This is a genomic window from Microvirga massiliensis, from assembly GCF_001006805.1.
GTDB classification, from domain to species: Bacteria; Pseudomonadota; Alphaproteobacteria; order Rhizobiales; family Beijerinckiaceae; genus Microvirga; species Microvirga massiliensis.
In genome coordinates, this window is record NZ_LN811358.1 from 254,412 (window position 1) to 276,028 (window position 21,617).

The window sequence follows — 21,617 nt, forward strand, 5'->3', positions numbered from 1 at the left end:
TGTCACCGAGGTCGAGGTCAAGGAAAAGAAAGACCGCGTCGATGATGCTCTGAACGCCACTCGCGCTGCAGTGGAAGAGGGCATCGTGGCGGGCGGCGGTGTTGCCCTTCTGCGCGCCAAGGCGGCGGCGGCTAAGTTGTCGAGCGATAACCCCGACGTGCAGGCCGGCATCAAGATCGTGCTGCGCGCCCTTGAAGCCCCGGTGCGTCAGATTGCGGAGAACGCGGGGGTCGAGGGCTCGATCGTGGTCGGCAAGATCACGGACGACTCGACGCCGAGCTTCGGCTTTGATGCGCAGACCGAGCAGTATGTCGACATGCTGCAGGCCGGCATCGTGGATCCCGCCAAGGTGGTGCGCACCGCGCTCCAGGATGCCGCCTCGGTGGCGGGCCTGCTCGTGACCACCGAAGCCATGGTCGCCGAGGCGCCCAAGAAGGAGGCCCCGCCCGCCATGCCGGGGGGCGGCGGCATGGGCGGCATGGGCGGCATGGACTTCTAAGCCCAGCCAGGCTCACCATAGAACCAGGGGCCCCGGAGCAATCCGGGGCCCTTTTGTATCAGCGGCACGCGCGGGGGCTGTAGTTCTCACCACCCTGCGGATGGTGCTAAAGCGGCGAAGCACGCGCAAATCGGTAGCCATTCGCCAAGGTGCGACGCTCCGAACAGGAGCCAGCCAGGATATTTCGGCGCAAAGCGAAATCTGGCGATATTCACCTGAGTCGGGCGTGCAGTGTCCTATCGTGGAGAATCTGCTTGCGGGAGCCGAATGCAGTCGATTTCTGGCGCGGTTTCGCCCTCGTCACGATTTTCATCAATCATATTCCCGGCAATTTTTTCGAGCGCTTTACTTACTCGGGCTATTTCCTTTCTGACGCTGCAGAGCTTTTCGTGTTTCTCGCCGGCTGGTCGTTGGCGCTGGCGACCGAATCGAAGGGAGTTCCCGAACCGCCGACGAGGGTCATTCTTCGCCTCTCCTACCGGACGATCGAGGTCTATCGCGCGCAGCTTGTTATCGCGGTTCTGGCGCTCGCCATCATTTCCGGCGCGGCACTCTACCTGGACAATCCGCTCCTGCTCGAATGGCACAATGCAGGTCTGTTCTACTCGGATCCGGTTCAGGCCTCGGTCGGCTTCGTCCTGCTCAGCTATCAGCTCGGCTATTTCAACATTCTGCCGCTCTACGTCGCGCTTCTCGCTATTGCGCCCGTCTTTATTCTTCTGGCGCGGTTCCGGCGCTGGCTGGCCTTTGCTCTGTCGGCGATGATCTATCTGACCGCCCTCACCCTGGAGCTCAATCTGCCGAACTGGCCCGGGGAGGGGGACTGGTTCTTCAATCCGCTCGCTTGGCAATTCCTGTTCGTCTCTGGCTTCCTCAGCTCGGTTTGGGCGAGGGAGAGCGAAACGTTCAGATCCTGGGCCAAGCGCCTGCTGCCGCTTGCACTGCTCGGTGTCCTCCCAGGAATCGCCATCAGCCTTTGGGACCTGAAGCCTGATCCGTTCAACGTTCCGGAACCTCGGCTCCTGTTCCTGTTCGACAAGTCGAACCTGTCACCGGCTCGCATGTTCGACTTCACTATGGTGGTCCTGGCGTTCTACCAGATGTATCCGTGGATCCAGTATCGCCTGCCGGGGCTGACCAGCTTCCTTTCGGCGCTGGGCCGGAACTCCCTCTCAGTGTTCGCGGTTGGTTCTATCCTGGATCTCGTTGCGCAACTGATCCGGAGCGCCGAACCGCGAAGCTTTGTACTGGACACCTGCCTCGTAGGTGCTGGTATGTTGGGATTGTGGTTTACCGCATGGTTTGCCGAATGGCGTTCCCGTTCCCCCAGGTCATCGCTTTCGCGCTGATCCTTCCGCTGTCAGCCGCCTCGGCTGCCGCGCAGATCAGCCAGCAGAATATGCCGTCGGGCACTTCGGCGGCAGGAGCCGACGTCCTGGACGGCAGCCTCTCCCCGGAATGTCGTGCTCCGGCGGACGAGCTTTACAGGGTAGCCGATCTCAAGAGGGTTGCGGCGATCCTTGCGGAAAGGCGTCCCCTCAAGGTTCTGGCGCTAGGGGCCTCGGGAGGCGAAATCGGAGCAGGCCCGGCGTCGCCGACCTATGGGTCCCGTCTCGAGGAGGAACTCCGGAACGTACTCTCGACCAGATATGTGGATGTGGAGGCTCGCGGAATTCCCGGTGAGATGGCCTCGGATGCTCCCGAGCACATCGAGAATGCCGTCACAGAGATCCGGCCGGATCTTCTCGTCTGGAAGGTTGGCCTGCATGACGCATTGGCTAGAACCGAGATCGAACCGTTTGCCACATCCGTGCGCGAACTCGTCGACTGGCTTCACTCTCACGAAATCGACGTGATCCTGATCGACCCACCCTACACGGCAGCAGTTGCAGGCGACGGCTACTACGAGAGCCTGGTGGGAGCGATCAGGGATGTTGCATTGCGCACCGGCACACCCCTCGTGCTGCGCTTCAGCGCCTTGCGCTTCCTGTCACAGCAAAAGACCGATGCGGCACGCAACCAGTTTCTGCTCCAGGAGCTTGGCCGCCGCTGCGTTCCCGAATACGTGGCCCGCGTGATCGCCCTCTCGATCGGTGGTTCGAACCCGCCTTCGCCGAGGGCACGCGCGCCTTGACGAAAACTCCGCTCTCCAGCTCCTGTTGCCGATCCACCCCGGAACCGAAATGCCCCAGGAAACGCGCTTCGCAGGAACCCGATGGTCGCTGGCGCTTCTCTGCGGCACGCTCGCCATCGGCTTGGGATTGGTGCTCTCCTACGCTCCCTTGAGAGCGCGATCGTCGGATGAAGGACTGGCGAGCCTGTCACCCGAGTGCCGGGCACCCGGATCGAAACTCTACACGTTGGCAACCCTGAAGCGGACGAAGGCTGCCCTGAAGGCGGGGAGAACCGTTCGCGTCCTGGCGTTCGGATCCTCGTCGACCGCCGGTGTCGGCGCCTCGTCGGCGCTCGCCACCTACCCGGTGCGCCTCGAGGGCGAGCTCGAAAAGCTGTTTGCCGGGATCGATTTCGAGGTCACCAATCTGGGCCTGTCCGGGGAACTGGCTGCCGCTACGGCGGATCGGATCAGGGCGAGGGTTTCACAATCCGCACCGGATCTCGTGATCTGGCAGGTCGGGACGAATGATGCCCTGGCCAATGTTTCTGCCGAGAGCTTCGCGCGGACGCTCGAGAACACCCTCAAATGGCTGAAGGAGAATCGGGTCGATACCGTTCTCGTCGATCCGCAATACACGAGCAGGCTCGGTGAGAGCGAGGTCTACAACGATTTCATCGACATCATCGATGAAATCGCCCAGCTGAATCGCGTGCCTCTCGTGCGCAGATTCGAGGCGATGCAGTTTCTTGCGCACCAGCAGGCCGGAGCGGAGAGGCTGTACCTGGCTGGCGACCACTTCCACCTGAACGATCTGGGCTATCGGTGCATGGCGGAACAGGCCGCCCGGGCGATCACCCTCTCCCTTTTGAGAAGCGGATGAGCGATATCGTCTGATCGTTCCGCGATAAGGTGGAATGCAGTGTCGGCGCGCCGGGGCGGCTAACCGTTCGCGGCCCGCACGGCAGCAAGCGGAGCCGTGAGCATGAGGACGACGCCCGTCGGCGGATAAGAGAGCTCGACCGTACCGCCGAAACTCCCGGCAAGACCGCGGTTCAACAATCGTGACCCGAAGCCCTTGCGTGAGGGAGCATTGACCTTGGGCCCGTCCCTTTCCGCCCATCTGAGATGAAGTTGAGGCTCATCGTTCTCCTGTACGATCTCCCAGGCGAGTTCGACGCGCCCGCCCGTATTCGAGAGTGAACCGAACTTCACGGCATTCGTGCAGAGTTCGTGGAGCGCGAGAGCCAGCCCCAGTGCAGCCTTCGGACCGAGCTGGAGCTCCGGGCCATGCACGTCGAACCGCTGTCCGTCGGCACCTTCGTGCATGGACGTGGCAGCCTTGACGACGCTTCTGATGCTCGCACGCGCCCACTGTTCCTGCACGAGGAGATCATGCGCGCGCGCGAGAGCGGCGATCCGAGCCCCGATTGCCTCACTGGCCTCCTCCAGACTTGTGGCATCTCTCAGGGTCTGTGTCGCAATCGACTGGACCATCGCGAGCGTGTTCTTCACGCGGTGCGAAAGTTCAGCGACCAGGAAACGCTGGTGTTCCTCGGCCTGCTTCCGCTCTGCGGCGACGGCAGCGCGCAGCCGCAGAAGGGCCCTGACCGTCGCGAGAAGCACACCAGGATCGACAGGTTCGGTCAGGAACGTGTCTGCGCCACCTTCTAGCGCATGCTGATGGTCGCGATCATCAGTGAAGGCTGCCGAGACCTGGAGAATCAGTGTCGTGGGAAAACGGTGCTTGATGGCGCGGCAAACCTCGATGCCGCTGATGTCGGGCAGCCCGACATCGAGAAGCACCAATTCCGGGTGCCGCTCACCCGTGAGCTCCAGCGCTTCATGACCCGTCGCCGCCTCGATGACCTCGAACCCGGCATGACGGAGGACGCGGCTGCGAGCATAGCGCCCGGCCTCGTCATCATCGACATTCAGGACCAGGGAGCCAGTCAAAAGAAGGGTCCGTCGTGATAGAATCGGCAAAGTGGCAATTGTGCGCCTCGATATCTCGGGCAGCCTGAGGGGTAAAGTGCGGCAATCTCGCGAGAAAAGCCGCAAGGTGGTGCGCAGCAGTGCGAGAGCCTCGTCTCGCATTCTCCACGCGAAACCACCGGTCAGACCGAAGCGGAGAGGGGAGGCCGGTTGACACCGGCCAACCCACGATGGAGCCTCACGCGGTTCTCGCGACAGGGATATGACATGCGAATTGCGATCATGGGCTCCGGAGGCCTGGGCGGATATTTCGGCGCCCGCCTTGCTCTTGGGGGATCCGATGTCGTCTTCATTGCCCGGGGAGCGCATCTCGCAGCCATGCGGGAGCATGGGCTTTCCGTGGAGGGACCCGAGCCGCTGCACGTCGCCAAGGTCAATGCAGTTCAGGACCCGCGAGACGCAGGCCCATGCGACTTCGTCCTTCTCGGCGTGAAGCTCTGGGATACGGAGCAGGCGCTGCAACTGATCAGGCCAATGATCGGGCCCCGGACGACGATCATTTCCTTCCAGAACGGCGTGCTCAAGGACGAGTACCTTCGGGCGGCTTACGATCCCGCGCAGATCATGGGCGGCGTCGGTTATGTTGCCACCACAATTGACCGACCCGGCGTCATTCGCCAGACCGGGCCCATGCAGCGGCTCGTCTTCGGCGAGTTCGACGGCACGCGATCTCAGCGCGGTGAAGCCTTGCTCGAGGCGTGTCGGCGCGGCGGCATCAATGCCGAACTCAGTTCGGATATCCGTCGGGAAATCTGGCGGAAATACGTTTTCCTCGTCGGTCTCTCGGGCGCTACGACGACGATGCGGTCGACGATCGGCCCAATCCGGACGAATGCGCAGACGAGGGCTTTCCTGCTCGACGTGATGCGGGAGGTCGTCGATGTCGGGCGGGCACAGGGCGTAAATCTGGACGCGGATTATGCCGAGCAGCGCCTCAAGTTCGCAGACGAGGTTGCCTACGACATGACATCGTCCATGCACCACGATCTGGAGCGCGGAAATCGGCTCGAGGTACGCTGGCTGTCCGGTGGCGTAGTGGCGCTCGGCGAACAGGCCGGTGTTGCGACGCCGCTCAACCGGGCGATTTCCGACATCCTCGCTCTTTACGCTGACGGTCGACCGGCGGTCTGAATGAATACGCCCGCGCCACCCGCCCTCACGATTCGCAGCCTGCGGCTGGTTCCGGTCGAAGTGCCGATGACCTTCGCGCTCGGCACGAGCGCCGACGTGATCCGGCTCGCACCGCTTCTGCTGATCGACCTCGAGACTGAGGAAGGCGTGACGGGCCGGGCATATCTGTTCTGCTATCGCCGGAGTGGCGCGCGCGCGATCATCGAGGTTCTCCAGGATGCATTCGCCCTCGTGAAAGGGCAGAGAGCCGCTCCTCTCGAAATCGCTGCCTTGCTCGGACGCCGCTTCGCTCTGATCGGCGTCACCGGTATCGTACGGATGGCGCTCTCCGGCCTTGATGCCGCTCTCTGGGATGCAGTCGCGCACGCAGCGGGCCTGCCGCTCGCGCAACTCCTCGGCAGTGCGTCGAAACCAGTTCGCGCTTACAACAGCAGCGGTCTCGGGCTGATCGGAGCCGATGCGGCGGCCGAAGAAGCCATCAAGCTGCTCGAGGGGGGCTTCAAGGCCGTCAAGCTGCGACTCGGATACGCGACACTGGAGGAGGATCTGGCCGTTGCCAGAGCCGTGAGACGGCGGCTCCCGGATGAGATCGCGGTGATGGTGGATTACAACCAGGCACTCTCCGTGGCAGAGGCGCTGAGGCGCGGTAGAGTTCTCGAGAGCGAGGGGCTGTTCTGGCTCGAGGAGCCGATCCGGCACGATGACTACGTGGGGAGCGCGACGATCGCCCGCGAACTCTCGCTGCCGGTCCAAATCGGAGAAAACTTCGACGGGCCGAAAGCCATGGCAGACGCGCTCGCCGCTGGCGCCTGTGACTCAGTGATGCCCGATCTTGGTCGCATCGGCGGTGTCACGGGATGGATGCAGGCTGCAGGAATCGCGGCCGCTCGCGGGATCGAGATGTCATCCCACCTGTTCCCGGAGGTGAGTTCGCATCTGCTCGCCGCGACACCCACATGCGGCTGGCTCGAATACGTCGATTGGGCAATCCCGATCCTGCAAGAGCCGCTCGCGATCAAGGATGGTTATGCTGTTGTCTCGGCAACACCAGGGAGCGGGCTGGCTTGGGATGAACAGGCCGTCGAGAGATACCGGATGGAATAGTCGCCGGTGCGCCTCTCATTTGTGAGGTCTGATCGGCTGGCGGCGACGTGCGCTCGTTTCCCGGGCTGCATCGCCTTAGGCTCGCAACGACCGAGTGGAACCAGCGCTTATTCCGGTTCCGGCTCTGCACTGCCCGTCTTCAGACCCTCACCGTCATTGCGAACGAAGTGAAGCAATCCAGCGGCGCACTCGTCGACGGGTAGATTGCTTCGCCTCCGGCTCGCAAGGACGAAGTGCGGTGGAAAGGGCTGTGTGTACGGCCTCCGGCGCGCAACCACGCAGAGGAGCCGCAATCGACCGGATGACTGCGGCCCCAATGACTTCATGGGGCCGCAATCTGCACCCGTCACCGATACAACATGTTCGGGAGCCACAGGCCAATCTGCGGGAAGGCGTAGAAGATCGCCATCGCGACCATGACCAGGAAGATGAACGGCATGACCCCGCGGAAGATGTCGTTGATGTTCACATGCCTGGGAGCGACTCCCTTGAGATAGAAGGGCGCCATCGCGACCGGCGGCGACAGGAACGACGTCTGGATGTTCAGCGCGATCAGGATCCCAAAGAAGATCGGATCGACGCCGAAATTGTCGAGGAGTGGCAGGAAGATCGGCACGAAGATCACGACGATCTCCGTCCACTCGAGCGGCCAGCCCAGGACGAAGATGATCACCTGGGTCAGGATCAGGAACCAGAACGGAGACAGGTTCAGGCTCGTCACAAAGTTCTCGATCGGATGATGTCCGCCCAGAAAGGCGAAAATCGATGAGAAAATGAAGGATCCCACGAACAGCCAGCATACCATCGCGGAAGTGCGGGCCGTTAGAAACACGGATTCCTTGACCTTGCCCAGATCGAGCGAGCGGTAGGCTACCGCGAGGAGCAGGCTGCCGAACGCACCGACCGAGGCCGCTTCCGTCGGAGTCGCGATGCCGAAGAAGATGGCGCCCAACACGGCGAGGATGAGGACGGCAAGCGGGAAGAACGATGTCGCGAGCGCCCATATGATCTCGCCGACGGATCCAGCGCGCTCTTCCTGCGGGAGCTTTGGCGCGAGCTTCGGATTCAGGATGCAGCGCACGATCACGTAGCCTATGTAGAGGCCGGCGAGCATCAGCCCGGGGAACAGGGCGCCGGCGTAGAGCCTCGGAACCGAAACACCTGCCGTTGCGCCGTAGAGAATCAGCATCACGCTCGGCGGGATCAGGATGCCGAGACACCCGCCTGCACAGACGACGCCGGCCGACAGGCGCACGTCGTAGCCTGCGCGCAGCATGGCCGGAAACGCGAGCAGCCCCATGAGCGTCACGACCGCTCCGACGATGCCGGTTGCCGTCGCGAAGAGCGCGCAGGTCAGGAGGGTCGCCAGGGCCAACGAACCAGGCAGGCGGTACAGTGCGAGCTGGATCGAGTGGAACAGCCGATCGAGGATGTTCGCCCGCTCGATGATGTATCCCATGAAGACGAAGAGCGGGATCGCGACCAGCGTGTCGTTGGTCATCACGGAATAGGCGCGCTGGACGACGAGCGAGAAGACGATGTCGCCCATCGCCATGTAGCCGAACCCGAATCCGAGAGCCATCAAGGTGAAGGCAATCGGGAACCCGAGCATGATGAAGAAGACGAATAGGACGAGCATCAGCACGCCCAGTTCAGGGTTACCGATCCCCAGCGATTCAAGCATCAGATGCGACCTTCGGTGATATTCTGTTCTTCTGCCTGGGCGAGGATCAGCCTCTCGGTCTCCTCCACGTCATGCAGCCGTTCCGGCCAAAAACCGTTTCGCAGGCACACGATGCACCGGACGACCTCGGCTGCGCCTTGCAGCAGCATCAGGACGCCGACGATCGGGATGAGCGCCTTGTACGGATAGATGGGAGGGCCGTTCGGCGAGTTCATGGATTGCTCCTTCATCGCGAAGGAGAGGGCTGCAAATCCATAACCCGAATAGGCGAGGGCGATGATCCCAGGGAAAAAAAGAGGAAGTAGAGGACGAGGTCCAGGCGGGCTTGGTTACGGGGAGACCAAGCCCGGTAGAGGAAATCACCACGCACGTGGGAGTTGCGAGCCAGCGTGTAGGGCCCCGCCAGCATGAAGAGCAGGCCATAGAGCATGTAGCTGGCGTCGAACGCCCATTCGGTCGGCGAACGAAGGATGTAGCGTGAGAACACCTCGTAGCAGATCGCGAAGGTGAGAACGACGATCGCCCAGCCGGCTGTCTTGCCGATGGCCGTGTTGACCCGGTCGATAAGGAGAATGAACCGCATGAATGCTCACGCAAACGAAGCCCCCGACCGACCCTGGGCCTGACGGTACGGGTCGGACGAGGGCGGGAGATGTTTCGAGACGAAGAGGACTCTAGTTCTCAGGTCGTCTTGAAGAAGTGATCGAAGGCCATGTCGCGGGACGGCTCGTTGGCCCGCTCATAGGCGTAGGTGCGTTGCACCCAGGCCTTCTGGCTGTCGATGACCTTCTTGAAGAAGGCGTCGGTGGAGTAGGTGTCGATCACCTTGTTCCACGCGTCGAGCTGCGCCTTCAGGATCGGGTCCGGCGTCGTGGTAATGTTGACGCCCTTTGCGCGAAGCTGCTCCAGGTCCTTCGAATACCGGTCGAGCGCCTTCCAGGACATATCCGCGGAGGCTGCCTCGGCCGCATACTTGACGATCGCCTTCAGTTCCGGCGCGAGACCATCGAATTTCGCCTTGTTGAAGATGATCTCGAACGACTCGCCGACTTGGTGATAGCTGCGGAGCATGTAGTTCTTCGAGACGTCCGCGAAGCCGAGCACCGAGTCGGAGGAAGGATTGTTGAACTCGGCTCCTTCGATCACGCCGCGCTCGAGCGCGGGAACGATCTCGCCGCCCGCCAGGATCGTGACGGCGGTGCCCATCTCGCGCTTCAGATCGGCGGCGAGTCCGACAGTCCGATATTTCAATCCCTTGAACTCGTCGGCCGACTTGAGCGGCTGCTTGAACCAGCCGAGGGGCTGGGCAGGCATCGGCCCGCTCAGGAAGGCGACCAGGTTGAGTTTCAGGATCTGTTGGGTGAGCTCGTTGTAGAGGTCGTATCCGCCGCCGTAATTCATCCAGCCCAGGAACGAATTGGCGTTCCAGCCGAAAGACGGACCCGTGCCGAACAGGGCATAGGCCTTGTTCTTTCCGTACCAGTAGGCGGACACGCCATGGCCGCCGTCGAGGATGCCGGCATGGACAGCGTCCTGGAGCTGGAAGGCCGGCACGACGGCTCCGGAGGCGAGAACCTCCAGCTTGAGCCGGCCGCCCGACATGTCGTTTACGCGCTTGGCGAAGTCGTTGCAGAACTCGTGGAAGATGTCCCGGTTCGGCCAAGTCGATTGGAACTTCCAGGTTGCGGTCTGCGCTCTCGAGATCTGGGGGGCTGCAACGGTTGCTGCACCGCCCAAAGCCGCGACCTGAAGGAACCGGCGGCGAGATGCCTTGGCTTTGCCGGTCGTCTTGTTGTCTGTCATCCTGTCTTCCTCCCTTGCCGCTGGATTTTCTGGGTTCGCGGCAAAGCGGCCGCACTTTGGGCCAAAGCTTGGCTGTTTTGCAAGGGGGGACGACGAAAGTCGTACCTTAGGTCGGGACTGGCCAACAAGTCTTCGTGAAGGCGGAACCCATTTCCGGGGCGGCCTTGATCCCGCCGCGTAAATCTCTCTATGGCTCACGCATGAGTGACGGAGGTAACGACATATGAGGATCGCGAGCGCGGCCGTAGCCGTATTCGGCGCGGTTCTGTTGCTGATCAGCTTGGCAGGAGATCGACTGTCGCTGATCATTCCGCTCGCGACCCTGGCACTCGCAGGGATTCTTTTCCTGGCACGGAGCGTCTCGATATATCTGACGCTCCTGATCTCGCTGGTCTCGGCAGTGCAGATCTGCCTGACGCTCATCCATGTGCTGCGGGCCTCCGGACTCGTCTCGCCGGACCTCGTCGGAGAGCCTTCGGTGGCGATGCCGATCGCGGCCACGGTTTTCGTCGGGGTGCTGCTCGCGATTTCCCGCATCCCCGTGATCCGAACGATCATGAGCCTGACGGACCCGTATTTCGAGTCCCGCGATGTCGGCACGTTGCAGCTCTGGCCCTTCGGCCGGATCCGCGCCCAGGAAAGGTGGATCGGGCTCGGGCTCGTCGCGGTGGTGATCGCGCTGCAATTCGCGCTCGTCGCGATCAGCGTGCGCTTCAACTACTGGAATCGGGATTGGTTCAACGCCATCCAGGAGAAGAACGGCGAGGAGTTCTGGCGGCTTCTCCTGACGGTCTGGGTGTTCTGGGTCGTCGTCTTCGTCGTGGTGGCGATCTACCAGTACGTGCTGCAGTCCACGCTCGAGATCCGCTGGCGCGCTTGGCTCACGGACTTCTACACCGCGCGCTGGCTCGGCGACGCGAACCACTACCGCATGACGATCCTCGGTGGGCAGACTGATAACCCGGACCAGCGGATTCAGGAGGATGTCCGCAAGTTCACCTCGACGACGATGTCCTTCACGCTGCGAATCCTCTCCCAGGTTTCGACGCTCGTCTCGTTCTCGGTGATCCTTTGGAGCATCTCCGCGGATTTTACGCTTCCCGGAACCGATATCGTCGTTCCCGGCCTCCTGTTCTGGATCGCGCTCGTCTACGCGGCAGGCGCGACAATCGTGACGCACCTCATCGGGCGGCCCCTGATCCGGCTGAACTTCCTGCAGGAACGCTATGAGGCGGATTTCCGGTTCGGCCTCGCGCGCCTGCGCGAATACGGCGAGCAGGTCGCGCTGCTCGAAGGAGAAAAAGCCGAGCGCCAGAGACTGGGCAGCCGGTTCGACCGGGTCATCGACAACTGGTATCAGCTGATCGCGGTGACCAAGCGCCTGATCGCGTTCACGTCCTTCTATGAGAACTCGAACTCGGTCGTTCCCTTCGTCTTCGCGGCGCCGTTCTATTTCTCGGGCAAGATCGCGCTTGGGGTCATGACCCAGGTCGCGAGCGCTTTCGGCCGGGTCGAGGGGGCGCTCTCCTTCTTCATCAACTTCTACCAGAGCCTCGCCGACTATAAGGCAGTCATCGACCGGCTGACCTCATTCGAGGATTCGATGGCCCGAGCCAGGAAAGTCGGAGCCGCGCAGGCCTTTGAATTCGAGCAGACCAATGGCCCGGATCTGAGCGTGTCCGACCTCCGGCTCGACCTGCCGAACGGCCGTACCATCGTCCGGGCGCACTCGCTCACCTTTCGGGCCGGCGAGGCGACCCTTCTCGTGGGGCCCTCCGGCTCCGGAAAGTCGACGTTGTTCCGCGCGATCGCAGGAATCTGGCCCTTCGGCGAGGGCAGGATCGAAACTCCCGCCGGCGCCACCATGATGCTGCTGCCGCAGCGTCCGTATATTCCGATGGGCACGCTGAAGGGAGCCGTGGCGTATCCGGCCCTCGACGGCGCTTATGACGATGCGACGGTCATCGCAGCGCTGCAGGCCGTGAGACTCAATCATCTCGTTGAGCGCCTCGACGAGGAGGAGCATTGGACCCATGTGCTCTCGCTCGGCGAGCAGCAGCGCCTGGCCATCACGAGAGCGCTTCTCGCCCGGCCGGACTGGCTGTTCCTCGACGAGGCGACGGCGGCGCTCGACGAGCCCACGGAGGCCGAGGTCTACCGGGTCATCCGCGAGATCCTTCCCGATACGACGATCGTGTCGATCGGGCATCGCTCCACGCTCGCAGAGTTCCACGATCGTCGTATCGAGATGCGGCCAGGGGAGGGGGGCATCTCAGAGCCCGTCGCGCGGCAGGACGTCGTCGCCGCGCAATAGGCAGTGCGGCGTCGCGAAACCCGACAGGTCCCGCGAACGTCACATCGCGCGCTCGAAACGCAAGGTCCCGTTCTGACCCTCGATCGTCAGCGTGCTGCCCTGGATATCCCACTTCGCAGCGGTTCGGAGCGCCACGAGGAAGGTCTGTTCGCTCTGCTGCCGGGCCCGGTCACAGGACTTCTTCGTCAGGACGAAGGGACTCACGACGAATCCCTGCTCTCGCAGCGGATAGGCCGTGGCGGAGTAGGTGTTGCACCCGCCGAAGCCGTTCGCCCGATACTGCTTGTTCAGGGTGAAGCTCGGGCGCTCTCCGGTGAATGGCCGCCCGTTCAGGCTGACCGCCGTCCACGACGAGCCGACCGGGAAGATCTTCTCCTGTCGTGGCTGCGGAACCTTGGCCGCTTGCGCTTGTGTATCGGCGCGGGGCGCAGGCGTCTGAGTATCGGCGCAGGCCACGCATGACAGGACGGCGGCGAGCCCCACGAGACGAGGGAGGAGCATCCGGACCTCTTGGATATGCGAAAACGCCGGGACCATACGGGGCGCCCTCGCGAGAGGCAACGGCCGTGCTCGACATGGAGGCTAGTGATACGGCCGCGGGGAAGCAGGATGCCGAAACGTCCACAAGAATTGCCGATCTCGCGAGGCCGATATCGCCGTTGCCTTTCAGGAAAGGCGCTGCAGCAGCCTGTCCGTCAGCGCGTTGCTCGGCTCGAAGACATATTCGACCTTCCGTACGGTGACGTTATGCGCCCCGAGGCCTTGCAGAGCGTGAACGACATCGAATCGTCTCGATACCGGACATTGGAGAACCACCTCGCCGCCCGGCTCCGCCGCATATCGGAGCGATGCACCGAGCGGTCCCACGACCCTTTCGAGTTCCTCCTGATCGATCTGCTCGAACCCGGCCCTCACCTCCCGCGTGGTCCTGGCCAGTTCCTCGGCTGCGATTCGTGTCAGCACTGTTTGGGCGGTTCTCCGGGCGCTGTCCGACCACGGAGCACGCAGAGCGGCGACCAGATTGGCCTCCGAGCGCAGGATCACGCCGTCGTCGAGGACCCGCAGTGCGTTTGCAGCGAGCGTCGCTCCTGTCGTCGTGATGTCGACGATCAGTTCGGCGGCTCCTGAGCCGGGTGCGCCCTCGGTTGCTCCGAGGCTTTCGACGATCCGGTAATCCGAAATGCCGTAATCCGCGAAGAAGCGGCGAGTCAGGTTCACGTATTTGGTCGCGACACGGATCTTGCGGCCATGTCTGACCCGCATGTCGGTTGCGACCTCTTCGAGGTCGGCCATTGTCCGCACGTCGATCCAAGCCTGCGGAACCGCAACCACGACATTGGCCTGTCCGAAGCCCAGCGGAGTCAGCAGTTCGAACGCGCCGGTTACGTCCGCGACCTGCTCACGAATGAGATCCTCGCCCGTGATCCCGAGATGAGCCGCGCCGGCGGCAAGCTGGTTGACGATCTCGGAGGCCGAGAGGAAGAGCACCTCGACACCCGGGACCCCGGCCAGGGTCCCGCGGTAGTCCCGCGCGCCCCGCGTCTGACTGAAGACTAGGCCGGCTCGCGCAAAAAACGCAGCAGCGTTCTCCTGGAGCCGCCCTTTCGACGGCACGGCGAGGATGAGTGGCTCATCGACCATTGTCGACCGATGCTCCCTGTGTGATTCGATCGAGCCAGAAGGAGCAGCCGACGGCCGGCACCGGGGCCGACGCTCCGAGATGCTGGAGCAGGCTGTCGTAACGTCCGCCACCGACGATTGGCCTCTCGTGCGAACGCGTTACGTCGTGAATCTCGAAGATGAAGCCCGTGTAGTAGTCGAGATTGCGTGCGAAGGCGGCCGCAAAGGAGAGGTTCGCGACATTGATGCCGTGCGCGGCGAGAAACCCGGTGCGCTCCTCGAACGTGCTCAGGGCCGCATCGATCTCGACACCCGCATCTCGCGCGAGGGCCCGGATCCGGGCCGCTGCCGTATCCGGATCGGCGCTGATGCCGAGGTAGAGATCGAGGATCCGGCGTGCCTCGTCGGCCAGGACGGAGCGATCGACCGTCCGGGCCAGGAACCGGTCCGCGATCTCGCTCGCACTCCGCCCTCCGACATGGGCGATGCCGGCAATCGACAGAACATCCTCGATCAGGGCTTTTGCGGCTTCGGGCGGCTGCCCCTCGATCGCGGCGAGAAGGCCCGGATGCTCCGGTCCTCCGGATTCCGCGCCGCCAAGCCCAACGAGGCCGCGTCCGGAGACGATGGAACGGATCACCCGACGCTTCGTCGGCGCGGAAACGCCAAGGGCATCGATGAGGGCATTGAGGATTCCCATGTCCCCGAGCCGGACTCTCATGTTCCGCTGGCCGAGGTGTTCGAGTCCCTGAAGCGCCAGGGACAGAATCTCGGCATCAGCGGCCGTCCGGTCGCAACGGCCGATGGATTCGACGCCAGCCTGTAGAAACTCGCCGGATTCGCCGGTCCGCAGACGGAAGACCGGACCGGCATAGGCATAGGAACCGGGATTCTCGAAGCCGCCGTGCAGATGCAGCAGGCAAACCGGGATCGTGTATTCGGGCCGGAGGCAGAGTTCGGCCCCTTCCGCATCCTGCGTCACGAACATGCGACGGCGGATATCCTCTCCGGAAAGCTCGACGAAGATGTCCGCCGGCTGTAGCACGGAAGGCTCGACGCGCAGGTATCCCTCCCGCGTGAAGACCTCGATGAGCGTCTCGGAAGCGCTTTGTCCCGTCACCGTCCCAGCTCGTCAGGGCGTTCCGCGACAAAGCCGGCTACGGCTCGTCGGGAACGCGAAGCATCAAGGAGGAGGGGACTCGCCGCCTGCGGAGAGCCGCTACTCCGTCGTTCGCGCCGTCTGTATCAACGGCGTCCGGGAATGGCGACGGTTTTCGCAGCTGAGGGTGAACGGATCGGGAGCCCTGCTCCCCGAACAACCGCTACGGGACTGCAGAGCACCTGAGAGATCAGCCGTCCTTCGCGGACCTTCTCGAATGCTTTCGGCTCTGGTGATCGCTCGCGCGGTGAACGTAGCGCGTCCGCTGACCCTTCGCCTCCTGCTTGTCGTCCTCCGTCTCGCCGAGGAGTGCGGTCGGCAGGACGTTGCGCGCCGCATCCGCGACAACCTCTGCCACTGCTCCGGCAGCCGTCTGGACCGTGTCTCGGGTCGCGGCCGCTGCGTCGGATCCTCTATCCGCCACGGCATGGCCCACTGCTTGGGCCGGACGCGTCTTCGTCAGGGCAGCGGCGGCGGCACCGGCGGCTGCGATGAGAGCGTCAGCGAGAATCTCCCGTCCGAGCGGCGAATCGAAAAGCGTGCTGAACCAGGAGGACTTCCGAATCGTCTTTGGGACCTTCACCCCCGCGACACTATCCGACGACGCCTTCTTGGCTTTCTTGCCCTTGCTCTTGCTCGATTTGTCCTTTGCCATGACCGCCTCGTGTTGTCGGGTTCAGGAACAACCGTCAGGCTTGGCCGGGAGTTCCCGATACAACGGCGGGCCAGGACGTGAAGTCGCCGACCGTCGATCGGGCCGAGGAGCAGCCCCTCAGCCTTAATGGCGGGCCAGGAGATCCCGGACAGCGCTGACGAGTTCGTCTTCCGGTACCGAGAACTGAGCCGGCCGAGCGGCCTTCCATTCCTTGTTCGTCGTGATGGCGGCTGCAGCCCGGGCGCCCTCGACGAGATCCTTGATCTGAACCTCAGCCCGTGCCCGCTCGTCGGAGCCTTGAATGATCGCGCACGGACTCCGGCGACGATCCGCATACTTCATCTGAGCCTTCATGCCCGCGGAGCCGAGATAGAGCTCCGCCGGAATCCCGGCAGAGCGCAGGGCCGCGACTATGCGCTGGTAGGCCGCGATCTCGGAGCGATCCATCACCAGCACAACGACGGGGCCGTTGCGTCCGGCGCCCGACACGATCGGACTGCCGATTGCCTGGAGGGCCGCGAACAGCCGGGAAACGCCGATCGAGAAGCCGGTTGCCGGCACTGGTTCGGAGCGGAACCTCCCCACGAGCCCATCATACCGGCCGCCGCCGCCGACTGAACCGAAGCGGACCGGCTGTCCGTCCTCGGAAGTCACGGTCATCGTGAGCTCGGCCTCGTAGACGGGGCCCGTATAGTATTCGAGGCCCCGTACCACTGACGGGTCTATCACGACGCGATCCTCGTATCCCGCGGCCGCCACGAGGCTTGCGATCTCTTCGAGCTCTCGCGCGCCTTCCTCGCCTCTCGGCGAGCCGGCCACGACTTCCCTGAGTGCCGCAGCGGTGGGCGCATTGTCCTGGCGCCGGGCCGACGTGAAGGCGAGGACGCGCGCGATGGCGTCCGGAGAGAGGCCGGCTCCTCTCGTGAAGTCGCCACTCTCGTCCCGCCGGCCCTCACCGAGGAGGAGACGAACGCCCTCGGGACCCAGGCGATCGAGCTTGTCGATCGAGCGGAGCACGGCAAGCCGCTGGCCGGCGGCCTCTTCGCCACCGAGCCCGATCGACTCCAGGACGCCGTCGAGCACTTTTCGATTGTTCACCTTGATCACGAAGTCGGCCCGCGGGATCCCGACCCGTTCCAGGGTATCGGCGGCCATCATGCAGATTTCCGCATCGGCCGCGACGCTGGCCGCGCCGACCGTGTCCGCATCGAACTGCATGAACTGCCGGAAGCGCCCCGGGCCGGGCTTCTCGTTGCGGAAGACCCAGCCAGCCCGATAGCTCCGGTAAGGCTTCGGCAATGCATCGAAATTTTCGGCAACGTAGCGGGCTAGAGGCGCCGTCAGATCATAGCGCAAGCTGAGCCATTGCTCGTCGTCGTCCTGAAAGGAGAAGACCCCCTCGTTGGGGCGATCCTGATCCGGCAGGAACTTCCCGAGCGCGTCGGTGAACTCGATGAACGGCGTCTCGACGGCCTCGAAGCCGTAGAGCTCGTATGTCTCGCGGATCGCAGCCAGCATCCGCTCGGTCGCCGCAATCTCTGCCGGTCCACGATCTACGAACCCGCGTGGGATTCGGGCTTTCAGCTTTTCGAATTTTGCCATGATCGGGCGGGCCTGAGGTATCGAGAGTCGAAGTGGCGAGGCAGTGGCTTCTGCCCCGGATGTCTCATGGGCCGCCTCTCTACGCGCCAATGTGCAAAGGCGCCGGGGCGTGCCCAAGGACAGAAGCGCTCTATCCTGCAGGGCAGGGCCCGGCAAGCACCTTGTCCCGGCGACCGGATCGCACTCGGTCCAGATTGCATCGATCCGGTCTTGGAACCGTGGGCTCGATCAGGAGAGGCCCTCGATCCGTCCCTGCCCGTCGACGTGGATCCGCTCCGCTGCCGGCAGGCGCGGGAGGCCCGGCATGGTCATGATGTTTCCGCAAATCGCCACGACGAAACCGGCCCCCGCCGCCAGGCGTACCTCGCGCACTTCGACGATATGGCCGGAGGGCGCTCCGAGCAGGGACGGGTCGGTCGAGAACGAGTACTGGGTCTTGGCCATGCAGATTGGCAGATTGCCGAAACCGGCAGCCTCGAAGTCGCGCAATTGTTCCTGGGCGGGGCCGTCGATCGCGATGTCGGCTGCTCCGTAGATCTCGCGGGCAATGGTGCGGATCTTGTCGGTGAGGGGGAGTGCATCCGGATAGAGAAAGTGGACCGGCTCCGCGGGCTTGTCGCAGAGCGCCGCGACCCGACGCGCCAGATCAAGGGCGCCTGCGGCGCCTTCGGCCCAGCTCCGGGAGAGGATCGCATCCGTGCCGAGCCGGGACTGGCACAGTTCCGAGAAGCGCTGCCATTCGGGGGATGTGTCCGATTCGAAGTGATTCACGGCGACGACGACCGGTAATCCGAACCGCCGCATGTTCTCCACATGCCGCTCGAGGTTCACGAATCCGCGCTCGATCGCATCGGTGTTCTCCCGCGCCAGGTCGGCTCTCGCGACACCGCCGTGCATTTTCAGAGCCCGCAACGTGGCCACGACCACGCAGACGGCTGGGGAGAGACCTGCCTGCCGGCACTTGATGTCGATGAACTTCTCGGCTCCGAGATCCGCCCCGAAACCTGCCTCGGTCACGACGATGTCGGCGATGCCGAGGGCAGTGCGGGTTGCAATGACTGAGTTGCAGCCATGCGCAATGTTCGCGAAGGGGCCGCCGTGAATGAGTGCGGGCGAACCCTCCAGGGTCTGGACAAGGTTCGGCTGGAGTGCGTCCAGAAGCAGCGCGCTCATCGCCCCGACCGCCTGCAGATCTCGGGCCGTGACGGGTGTGCGCTCGCGGGTTCGGGCCACAATCATCCGGCCGAGGCGCCCCTCGAGATCGGCCCGGTCGCGCGAGAGGCAGAGCGCGGCCATGATCTCGGAGGCGACGGTGATGTCGAAGCCGTCCTGCCGGGAAAAGCCGTTCGGCGGGCCGCCGAGCCCGACCACGACCTCTCTGAGGGCGCGGTCATTGATGTCGAGCACCCGCCGCCACGAGACTCTGCGGGAATCGATGTCGAGGCGATTGCCCCAGTAGATGTGATTGTCGATAAGTGCGGCGAGCAGGTTGTGAGCTGTGCTGATGGCATGGAAGTCGCCCGTGAAATGCAGGTTGATCCGCTCCATCGGCACGACTTGAGACCGCCCGCCTCCCGTTGCACCGCCCTTCTGCCCGAAACAGGGCCCGAGAGACGGCTCGCGGAGGCAGATCATCGCCCGGCGGCCGATCCGGTTGAGGGCGTCGCCGAGACCGACCGTCATCGTGGTCTTGCCCTCGCCGGCAGGGGTGGGGCTGATCGCCGAGACCAGCACGAGCTTGCCCGGATCCCGTGCACAGGCCTCCGCAACGAAGTCCCGATGAAGCTTTGCTATGTAGCGGCCGAAAGGCTCCAGTGCGACTTCGGGAATCCCTGCCCGGGCCGCAATCTGCACGATGGGCCGCAGGGGTGTTGCGCGGGCGATCTCGATGTCTGTTGTCATGAATGCTTGATTCGAAGTGAACGACGAGGCATCCGGATGGTTCGCTCAACCGCAGGCAACCGTTATCCGGCTGTCAAGCTTTTCGGCTCCAGCTTGATGCCCGTCAAGGAAGCAAGGTTGGGTGAGTGGCATAGTTTGGCCACTCACGTTCCCGTGGTTCACCGATTGGGTCGACCTGCGTCGGATGAAACGGTACTCGGGTAGCGGTGCCGGCCACGAGCGCCTAGTACCGTTCCATCCTCGATCCGCATTCTCCCTCCGGAACTCCTCCTTGACGCCCGAGCATCCGTCACCCACCGAGATCCGGTCTGCGCTGCAGCGGGTTACGCTGAGCGAAGCGTTTCGCAACACGCCGCAGCTCGTCAGCTTTCTGACCTTCGTGGTCGAGCGGTCGCTGGCGGGTGAGGCGCAGGAGATCAAGGGCTACACGATCGCGACCCGCGCCCTCGGGCGCCCGCCGGACTTTGACCCGCAAACCGATCCCATCGTTCGCGTCGAGGCCGGACGGCTTCGGCGCGCCCTGGACCTCTACTATGCGGGGAGCGGCAAGGGCGATCCGGTCAGAATCCGGATCCCGCGAGGCAGCTATGTTCCGCGATTCGAGCGGGCCGAGGAGGCGAGCGCACCGCCTATTGATGTACCGTCGAAGGAGCCTTTTCGGGAGGAGGCCGGCATACCCGAGATCGGCCCGGCACCTGTGCTGGTCGGGACGGGCATCGAAGCAGAGCCGACCCAGGCAGGCAAAGCGGGGTGGATGGCGAGATTCCTCCCGGCACGGCGCGGCTTGGCGGCAGCGGCGGCGATCGGGTTTCTCGTCGTCCTGACCGGCCTGATTGCAGCGGGAGCAGGCCTGATCGAGGTCTTCGTCCGCCAGGAGAATGTGACCTCGGCAACACCCCTGGGCAAGGAGACGCAATCCACCCTGGCCGTCGGACCCGTCGAACGAATCGGGTCGAGCAGCATCTCGCCGGAAGCCCTGAGGAGCGCTCTCATCGACGTCCTGGCGCGCTTCGATGAGATCGAGGTCATCGATCTCGCGGCCGGGTCCCACCCAGGGAGCCGACGCGGCTATCTCCTGACCGCTACGGTTGGAGATGGGATCGGCGATGCGACCGTGAGGCTCACCCACCAACCGACCGGGGAGGTGGTCTGGACCCGAACGTTCCACGCCTCCGGCAATACGCAATTCATTCAGACGGAGCTGGCGGGACGGATCGGAACGGCCGTTGCACAGCCCTACGGTGTGCTGGAGGCGGACCTGCGGCGGCGTAGCCGGGTCGATGAGCGGACACGCTGCCTGCTGATGGCGCGCGACTACTGGAGGTCGCCTTCGGCAGAGATGCATGCTCAAGCGCGCGACTGTCTCGAGGCAGTCGTAACGGACGATCCGGGCGCTGCGACCGTTCTTGCGGCTCTGAGCCTGATCTACCTCGATGAATATCGCACCGAGCGCAATCTGCGCCCGGAACCGCTGGACCGAGCCCTTGCCGCAGCCCGGCGTGCGATCGAGGCCGAGCCCGAGAGCGCTCAGACCAATTACGCCATGATGGCGGTCCTCTTCGCACGCGGGGATACGGCCCAGGCGCTGGGCATCGGCAGGCATCTCCTCGAACTCAATCCCCATGACACGAACCTTCTGGCGGAACTCGGCTCCCGGTATGTCCGATTAGGCCGTTATCGGGAGGGCGTTCAGCTGATCGACCGCGCCGCCGAAGCGAATCCGGCCTATCCGCCCTGGTACGACTTCTTCCGGTTTCTCGCCGCTTACATGGAAGGCGACTGGCCTGCCGCTAAGGCGGCGGCGGCCCGCATCGTCGAGCCGGACTACATCCTGGGGCTCGTCGCCAAGATCGCAGTCGCTCAGCAGGAAGGTCGCAAGGACGACGTGAAGGCGCTGGCTGATCGGCTGGTCGGGCTTCAGCCGGAATATGGGAAAAGCACGAGGAGCGCGCTCGGCCGCTGGAATTTCGCAGAAGAAATTCGTGAGCGGCTCATCCAGATGCTCGATGCCGCGGGCCTGCCGGCATGAGCCGCAC

At 63.8% G+C, this 21,617-nt stretch carries 19 protein-coding genes; 8 read left to right on the forward strand and 11 right to left on the reverse strand.

From position 1 onward, the window contains the following. The 4 genes from BN1233_RS49865 to BN1233_RS25415 form a co-directional block, all read left to right on the forward strand. On the forward strand, window positions 1-499 hold a 499-nt coding region (locus BN1233_RS49865), incomplete at its 5' end, for a TCP-1/cpn60 chaperonin family protein (RefSeq protein ID WP_046866615.1). Window positions 500-753: 254 nt separating this feature from the next. Beyond that, window positions 754-1,848, forward strand: a complete 1,095-nt coding sequence (locus BN1233_RS25405; RefSeq protein WP_046866404.1) for an OpgC family protein — start codon at window positions 754-756, stop codon at window positions 1,846-1,848. After that, window positions 1,809-2,633 (forward strand): SGNH/GDSL hydrolase family protein, encoded by an 825-nt coding sequence (locus BN1233_RS25410; RefSeq protein WP_046866405.1) that lies wholly within the window; start codon window positions 1,809-1,811, stop codon window positions 2,631-2,633. Before BN1233_RS25405 ends, BN1233_RS25410 begins: the two co-directional genes overlap by 40 nt. A gap of 49 nt (window positions 2,634-2,682) precedes the next feature. Next, window positions 2,683-3,495, forward strand: coding sequence for an SGNH/GDSL hydrolase family protein (locus BN1233_RS25415; protein WP_046866406.1), 813 nt, complete (start codon window positions 2,683-2,685; stop codon window positions 3,493-3,495). A 59-nt stretch (window positions 3,496-3,554) separates the two neighbouring features. Here the strand turns inward: BN1233_RS25415 and BN1233_RS47280 are convergent, their stop codons facing one another. Beyond that, window positions 3,555-4,568, reverse strand: coding sequence for a sensor histidine kinase (locus tag BN1233_RS47280; RefSeq protein ID WP_052763929.1), 1,014 nt, complete (start codon window positions 4,566-4,568; stop codon window positions 3,555-3,557). A gap of 246 nt (window positions 4,569-4,814) precedes the next feature. Between BN1233_RS47280 and BN1233_RS25425 the strand changes: the two genes are divergently transcribed. Continuing rightward, window positions 4,815-5,738, forward strand: a complete 924-nt coding sequence (locus tag BN1233_RS25425) for a ketopantoate reductase family protein (RefSeq protein ID WP_046866407.1) — start codon at window positions 4,815-4,817, stop codon at window positions 5,736-5,738. Beyond that, complete coding sequence (locus BN1233_RS25430) at window positions 5,739-6,842, forward strand: enolase C-terminal domain-like protein (RefSeq protein WP_046866408.1); 1,104 nt, start codon at window positions 5,739-5,741, stop codon at window positions 6,840-6,842. It begins immediately after the preceding gene. Between the two features lie 346 nt (window positions 6,843-7,188). On the opposite strand, the gene BN1233_RS25435 is transcribed toward BN1233_RS25430, so the two are convergent. The 4 genes from BN1233_RS25435 to BN1233_RS25445 form a co-directional block, all read right to left on the reverse strand. Further along, entirely contained in the window at window positions 7,189-8,526 is a 1,338-nt protein-coding gene (locus BN1233_RS25435; RefSeq protein WP_187144366.1) for a TRAP transporter large permease, read from the reverse strand. After that, on the reverse strand, window positions 8,526-8,741 hold the full coding sequence (locus BN1233_RS50810; protein WP_342341668.1) for a hypothetical protein: 216 nt from the start codon (window positions 8,739-8,741) through the stop codon (window positions 8,526-8,528). Before BN1233_RS50810 ends, BN1233_RS25435 begins: the two co-directional genes overlap by 1 nt. A gap of 11 nt (window positions 8,742-8,752) precedes the next feature. After that, window positions 8,753-9,109 carry a TRAP transporter small permease subunit gene (locus tag BN1233_RS50815; RefSeq protein WP_342341669.1) on the reverse strand — a complete coding sequence of 119 codons (357 nt, stop codon included), beginning with the start codon at window positions 9,107-9,109 and terminating at the stop codon, window positions 8,753-8,755. 98 nt (window positions 9,110-9,207) lie between these two features. Further along, on the reverse strand, window positions 9,208-10,329 hold the full coding sequence (locus BN1233_RS25445) for a TRAP transporter substrate-binding protein (RefSeq protein ID WP_046866409.1): 1,122 nt from the start codon (window positions 10,327-10,329) through the stop codon (window positions 9,208-9,210). Between the two features lie 223 nt (window positions 10,330-10,552). Here BN1233_RS25445 and BN1233_RS25450 point away from each other — a divergent pair, with 223 nt between their 5' ends. Beyond that, entirely contained in the window at window positions 10,553-12,643 is a 2,091-nt protein-coding gene (locus BN1233_RS25450; protein ID WP_082145644.1) for an ABC transporter ATP-binding protein/permease, read from the forward strand. A 39-nt stretch (window positions 12,644-12,682) separates the two neighbouring features. Here the strand turns inward: BN1233_RS25450 and BN1233_RS25455 are convergent, their stop codons facing one another. From BN1233_RS25455 to BN1233_RS25480, 6 genes are all read right to left on the reverse strand, one after another. Further along, window positions 12,683-13,144: an META domain-containing protein gene (locus BN1233_RS25455; RefSeq protein ID WP_244470731.1), complete on the reverse strand. Its 462-nt coding sequence runs from the start codon at window positions 13,142-13,144 to the stop codon at window positions 12,683-12,685. A gap of 165 nt (window positions 13,145-13,309) precedes the next feature. Then, the gene (gene hisG, locus BN1233_RS25460; RefSeq protein ID WP_046866410.1) at window positions 13,310-14,284 is read right to left on the reverse strand and encodes an ATP phosphoribosyltransferase; all 975 of its coding nucleotides are present in this window, start codon (window positions 14,282-14,284) and stop codon (window positions 13,310-13,312) included. Next, entirely contained in the window at window positions 14,274-15,383 is a 1,110-nt protein-coding gene (locus BN1233_RS25465) for an ATP phosphoribosyltransferase regulatory subunit (RefSeq protein ID WP_046866411.1), read from the reverse strand. The genes hisG and BN1233_RS25465 overlap by 11 nt, the downstream gene beginning before the upstream one ends. Before the next feature lie 229 nt (window positions 15,384-15,612). Then, on the reverse strand, window positions 15,613-16,077 hold the full coding sequence (locus BN1233_RS25470; RefSeq protein WP_046866412.1) for a hypothetical protein: 465 nt from the start codon (window positions 16,075-16,077) through the stop codon (window positions 15,613-15,615). A 123-nt stretch (window positions 16,078-16,200) separates the two neighbouring features. Further along, window positions 16,201-17,679 (reverse strand): histidine--tRNA ligase, encoded by a 1,479-nt coding sequence (hisS, locus tag BN1233_RS25475; RefSeq protein ID WP_046866413.1) that lies wholly within the window; start codon window positions 17,677-17,679, stop codon window positions 16,201-16,203. 228 nt (window positions 17,680-17,907) lie between these two features. After that, a complete protein-coding gene (locus BN1233_RS25480; protein WP_046866414.1) occupies window positions 17,908-19,581 on the reverse strand; it encodes a formate--tetrahydrofolate ligase in 1,674 nt (557 codons plus the stop codon). Between the two features lie 271 nt (window positions 19,582-19,852). Between BN1233_RS25480 and BN1233_RS25485 the strand changes: the two genes are divergently transcribed. Next, complete coding sequence (locus tag BN1233_RS25485) at window positions 19,853-21,610, forward strand: tetratricopeptide repeat protein (RefSeq protein ID WP_046866415.1); 1,758 nt, start codon at window positions 19,853-19,855, stop codon at window positions 21,608-21,610. Window positions 21,611-21,617 lie beyond the last annotated feature (7 nt).

Bases quoted from the DNA above. Each gene is read 5' to 3' on its own strand.
- BN1233_RS25435 (WP_187144366.1), bottom strand. From the start codon at position 8,526: ATGCTTGAATCGCTGGGGATCGGTAACCCTGAACTGGGCGTGCTGATG.
- BN1233_RS25415 (WP_046866406.1), top strand. From the start codon at position 2,683: ATGCCCCAGGAAACGCGCTTCGCAGGAACCCGATGGTCGCTGGCGCTT.
- BN1233_RS25470 (WP_046866412.1), bottom strand. From the start codon at position 16,077: ATGGCAAAGGACAAATCGAGCAAGAGCAAGGGCAAGAAAGCCAAGAAG.
- BN1233_RS25410 (WP_046866405.1), top strand. From the start codon at position 1,809: ATGGCGTTCCCGTTCCCCCAGGTCATCGCTTTCGCGCTGATCCTTCCG.
- hisG (WP_046866410.1), bottom strand. From the start codon at position 14,284: ATGGTCGATGAGCCACTCATCCTCGCCGTGCCGTCGAAAGGGCGGCTC.
- BN1233_RS25430 (WP_046866408.1), top strand. From the start codon at position 5,739: ATGAATACGCCCGCGCCACCCGCCCTCACGATTCGCAGCCTGCGGCTG.
- BN1233_RS50815 (WP_342341669.1), bottom strand. From the start codon at position 9,109: ATGCGGTTCATTCTCCTTATCGACCGGGTCAACACGGCCATCGGCAAG.
- hisS (WP_046866413.1), bottom strand. From the start codon at position 17,679: ATGGCAAAATTCGAAAAGCTGAAAGCCCGAATCCCACGCGGGTTCGTA.
- BN1233_RS25450 (WP_082145644.1), top strand. From the start codon at position 10,553: ATGAGGATCGCGAGCGCGGCCGTAGCCGTATTCGGCGCGGTTCTGTTG.
- BN1233_RS50810 (WP_342341668.1), bottom strand. From the start codon at position 8,741: ATGAACTCGCCGAACGGCCCTCCCATCTATCCGTACAAGGCGCTCATC.
- BN1233_RS25455 (WP_244470731.1), bottom strand. From the start codon at position 13,144: ATGCTCCTCCCTCGTCTCGTGGGGCTCGCCGCCGTCCTGTCATGCGTG.
- BN1233_RS25445 (WP_046866409.1), bottom strand. From the start codon at position 10,329: ATGACAGACAACAAGACGACCGGCAAAGCCAAGGCATCTCGCCGCCGG.
- BN1233_RS25425 (WP_046866407.1), top strand. From the start codon at position 4,815: ATGCGAATTGCGATCATGGGCTCCGGAGGCCTGGGCGGATATTTCGGC.
- BN1233_RS25480 (WP_046866414.1), bottom strand. From the start codon at position 19,581: ATGACAACAGACATCGAGATCGCCCGCGCAACACCCCTGCGGCCCATC.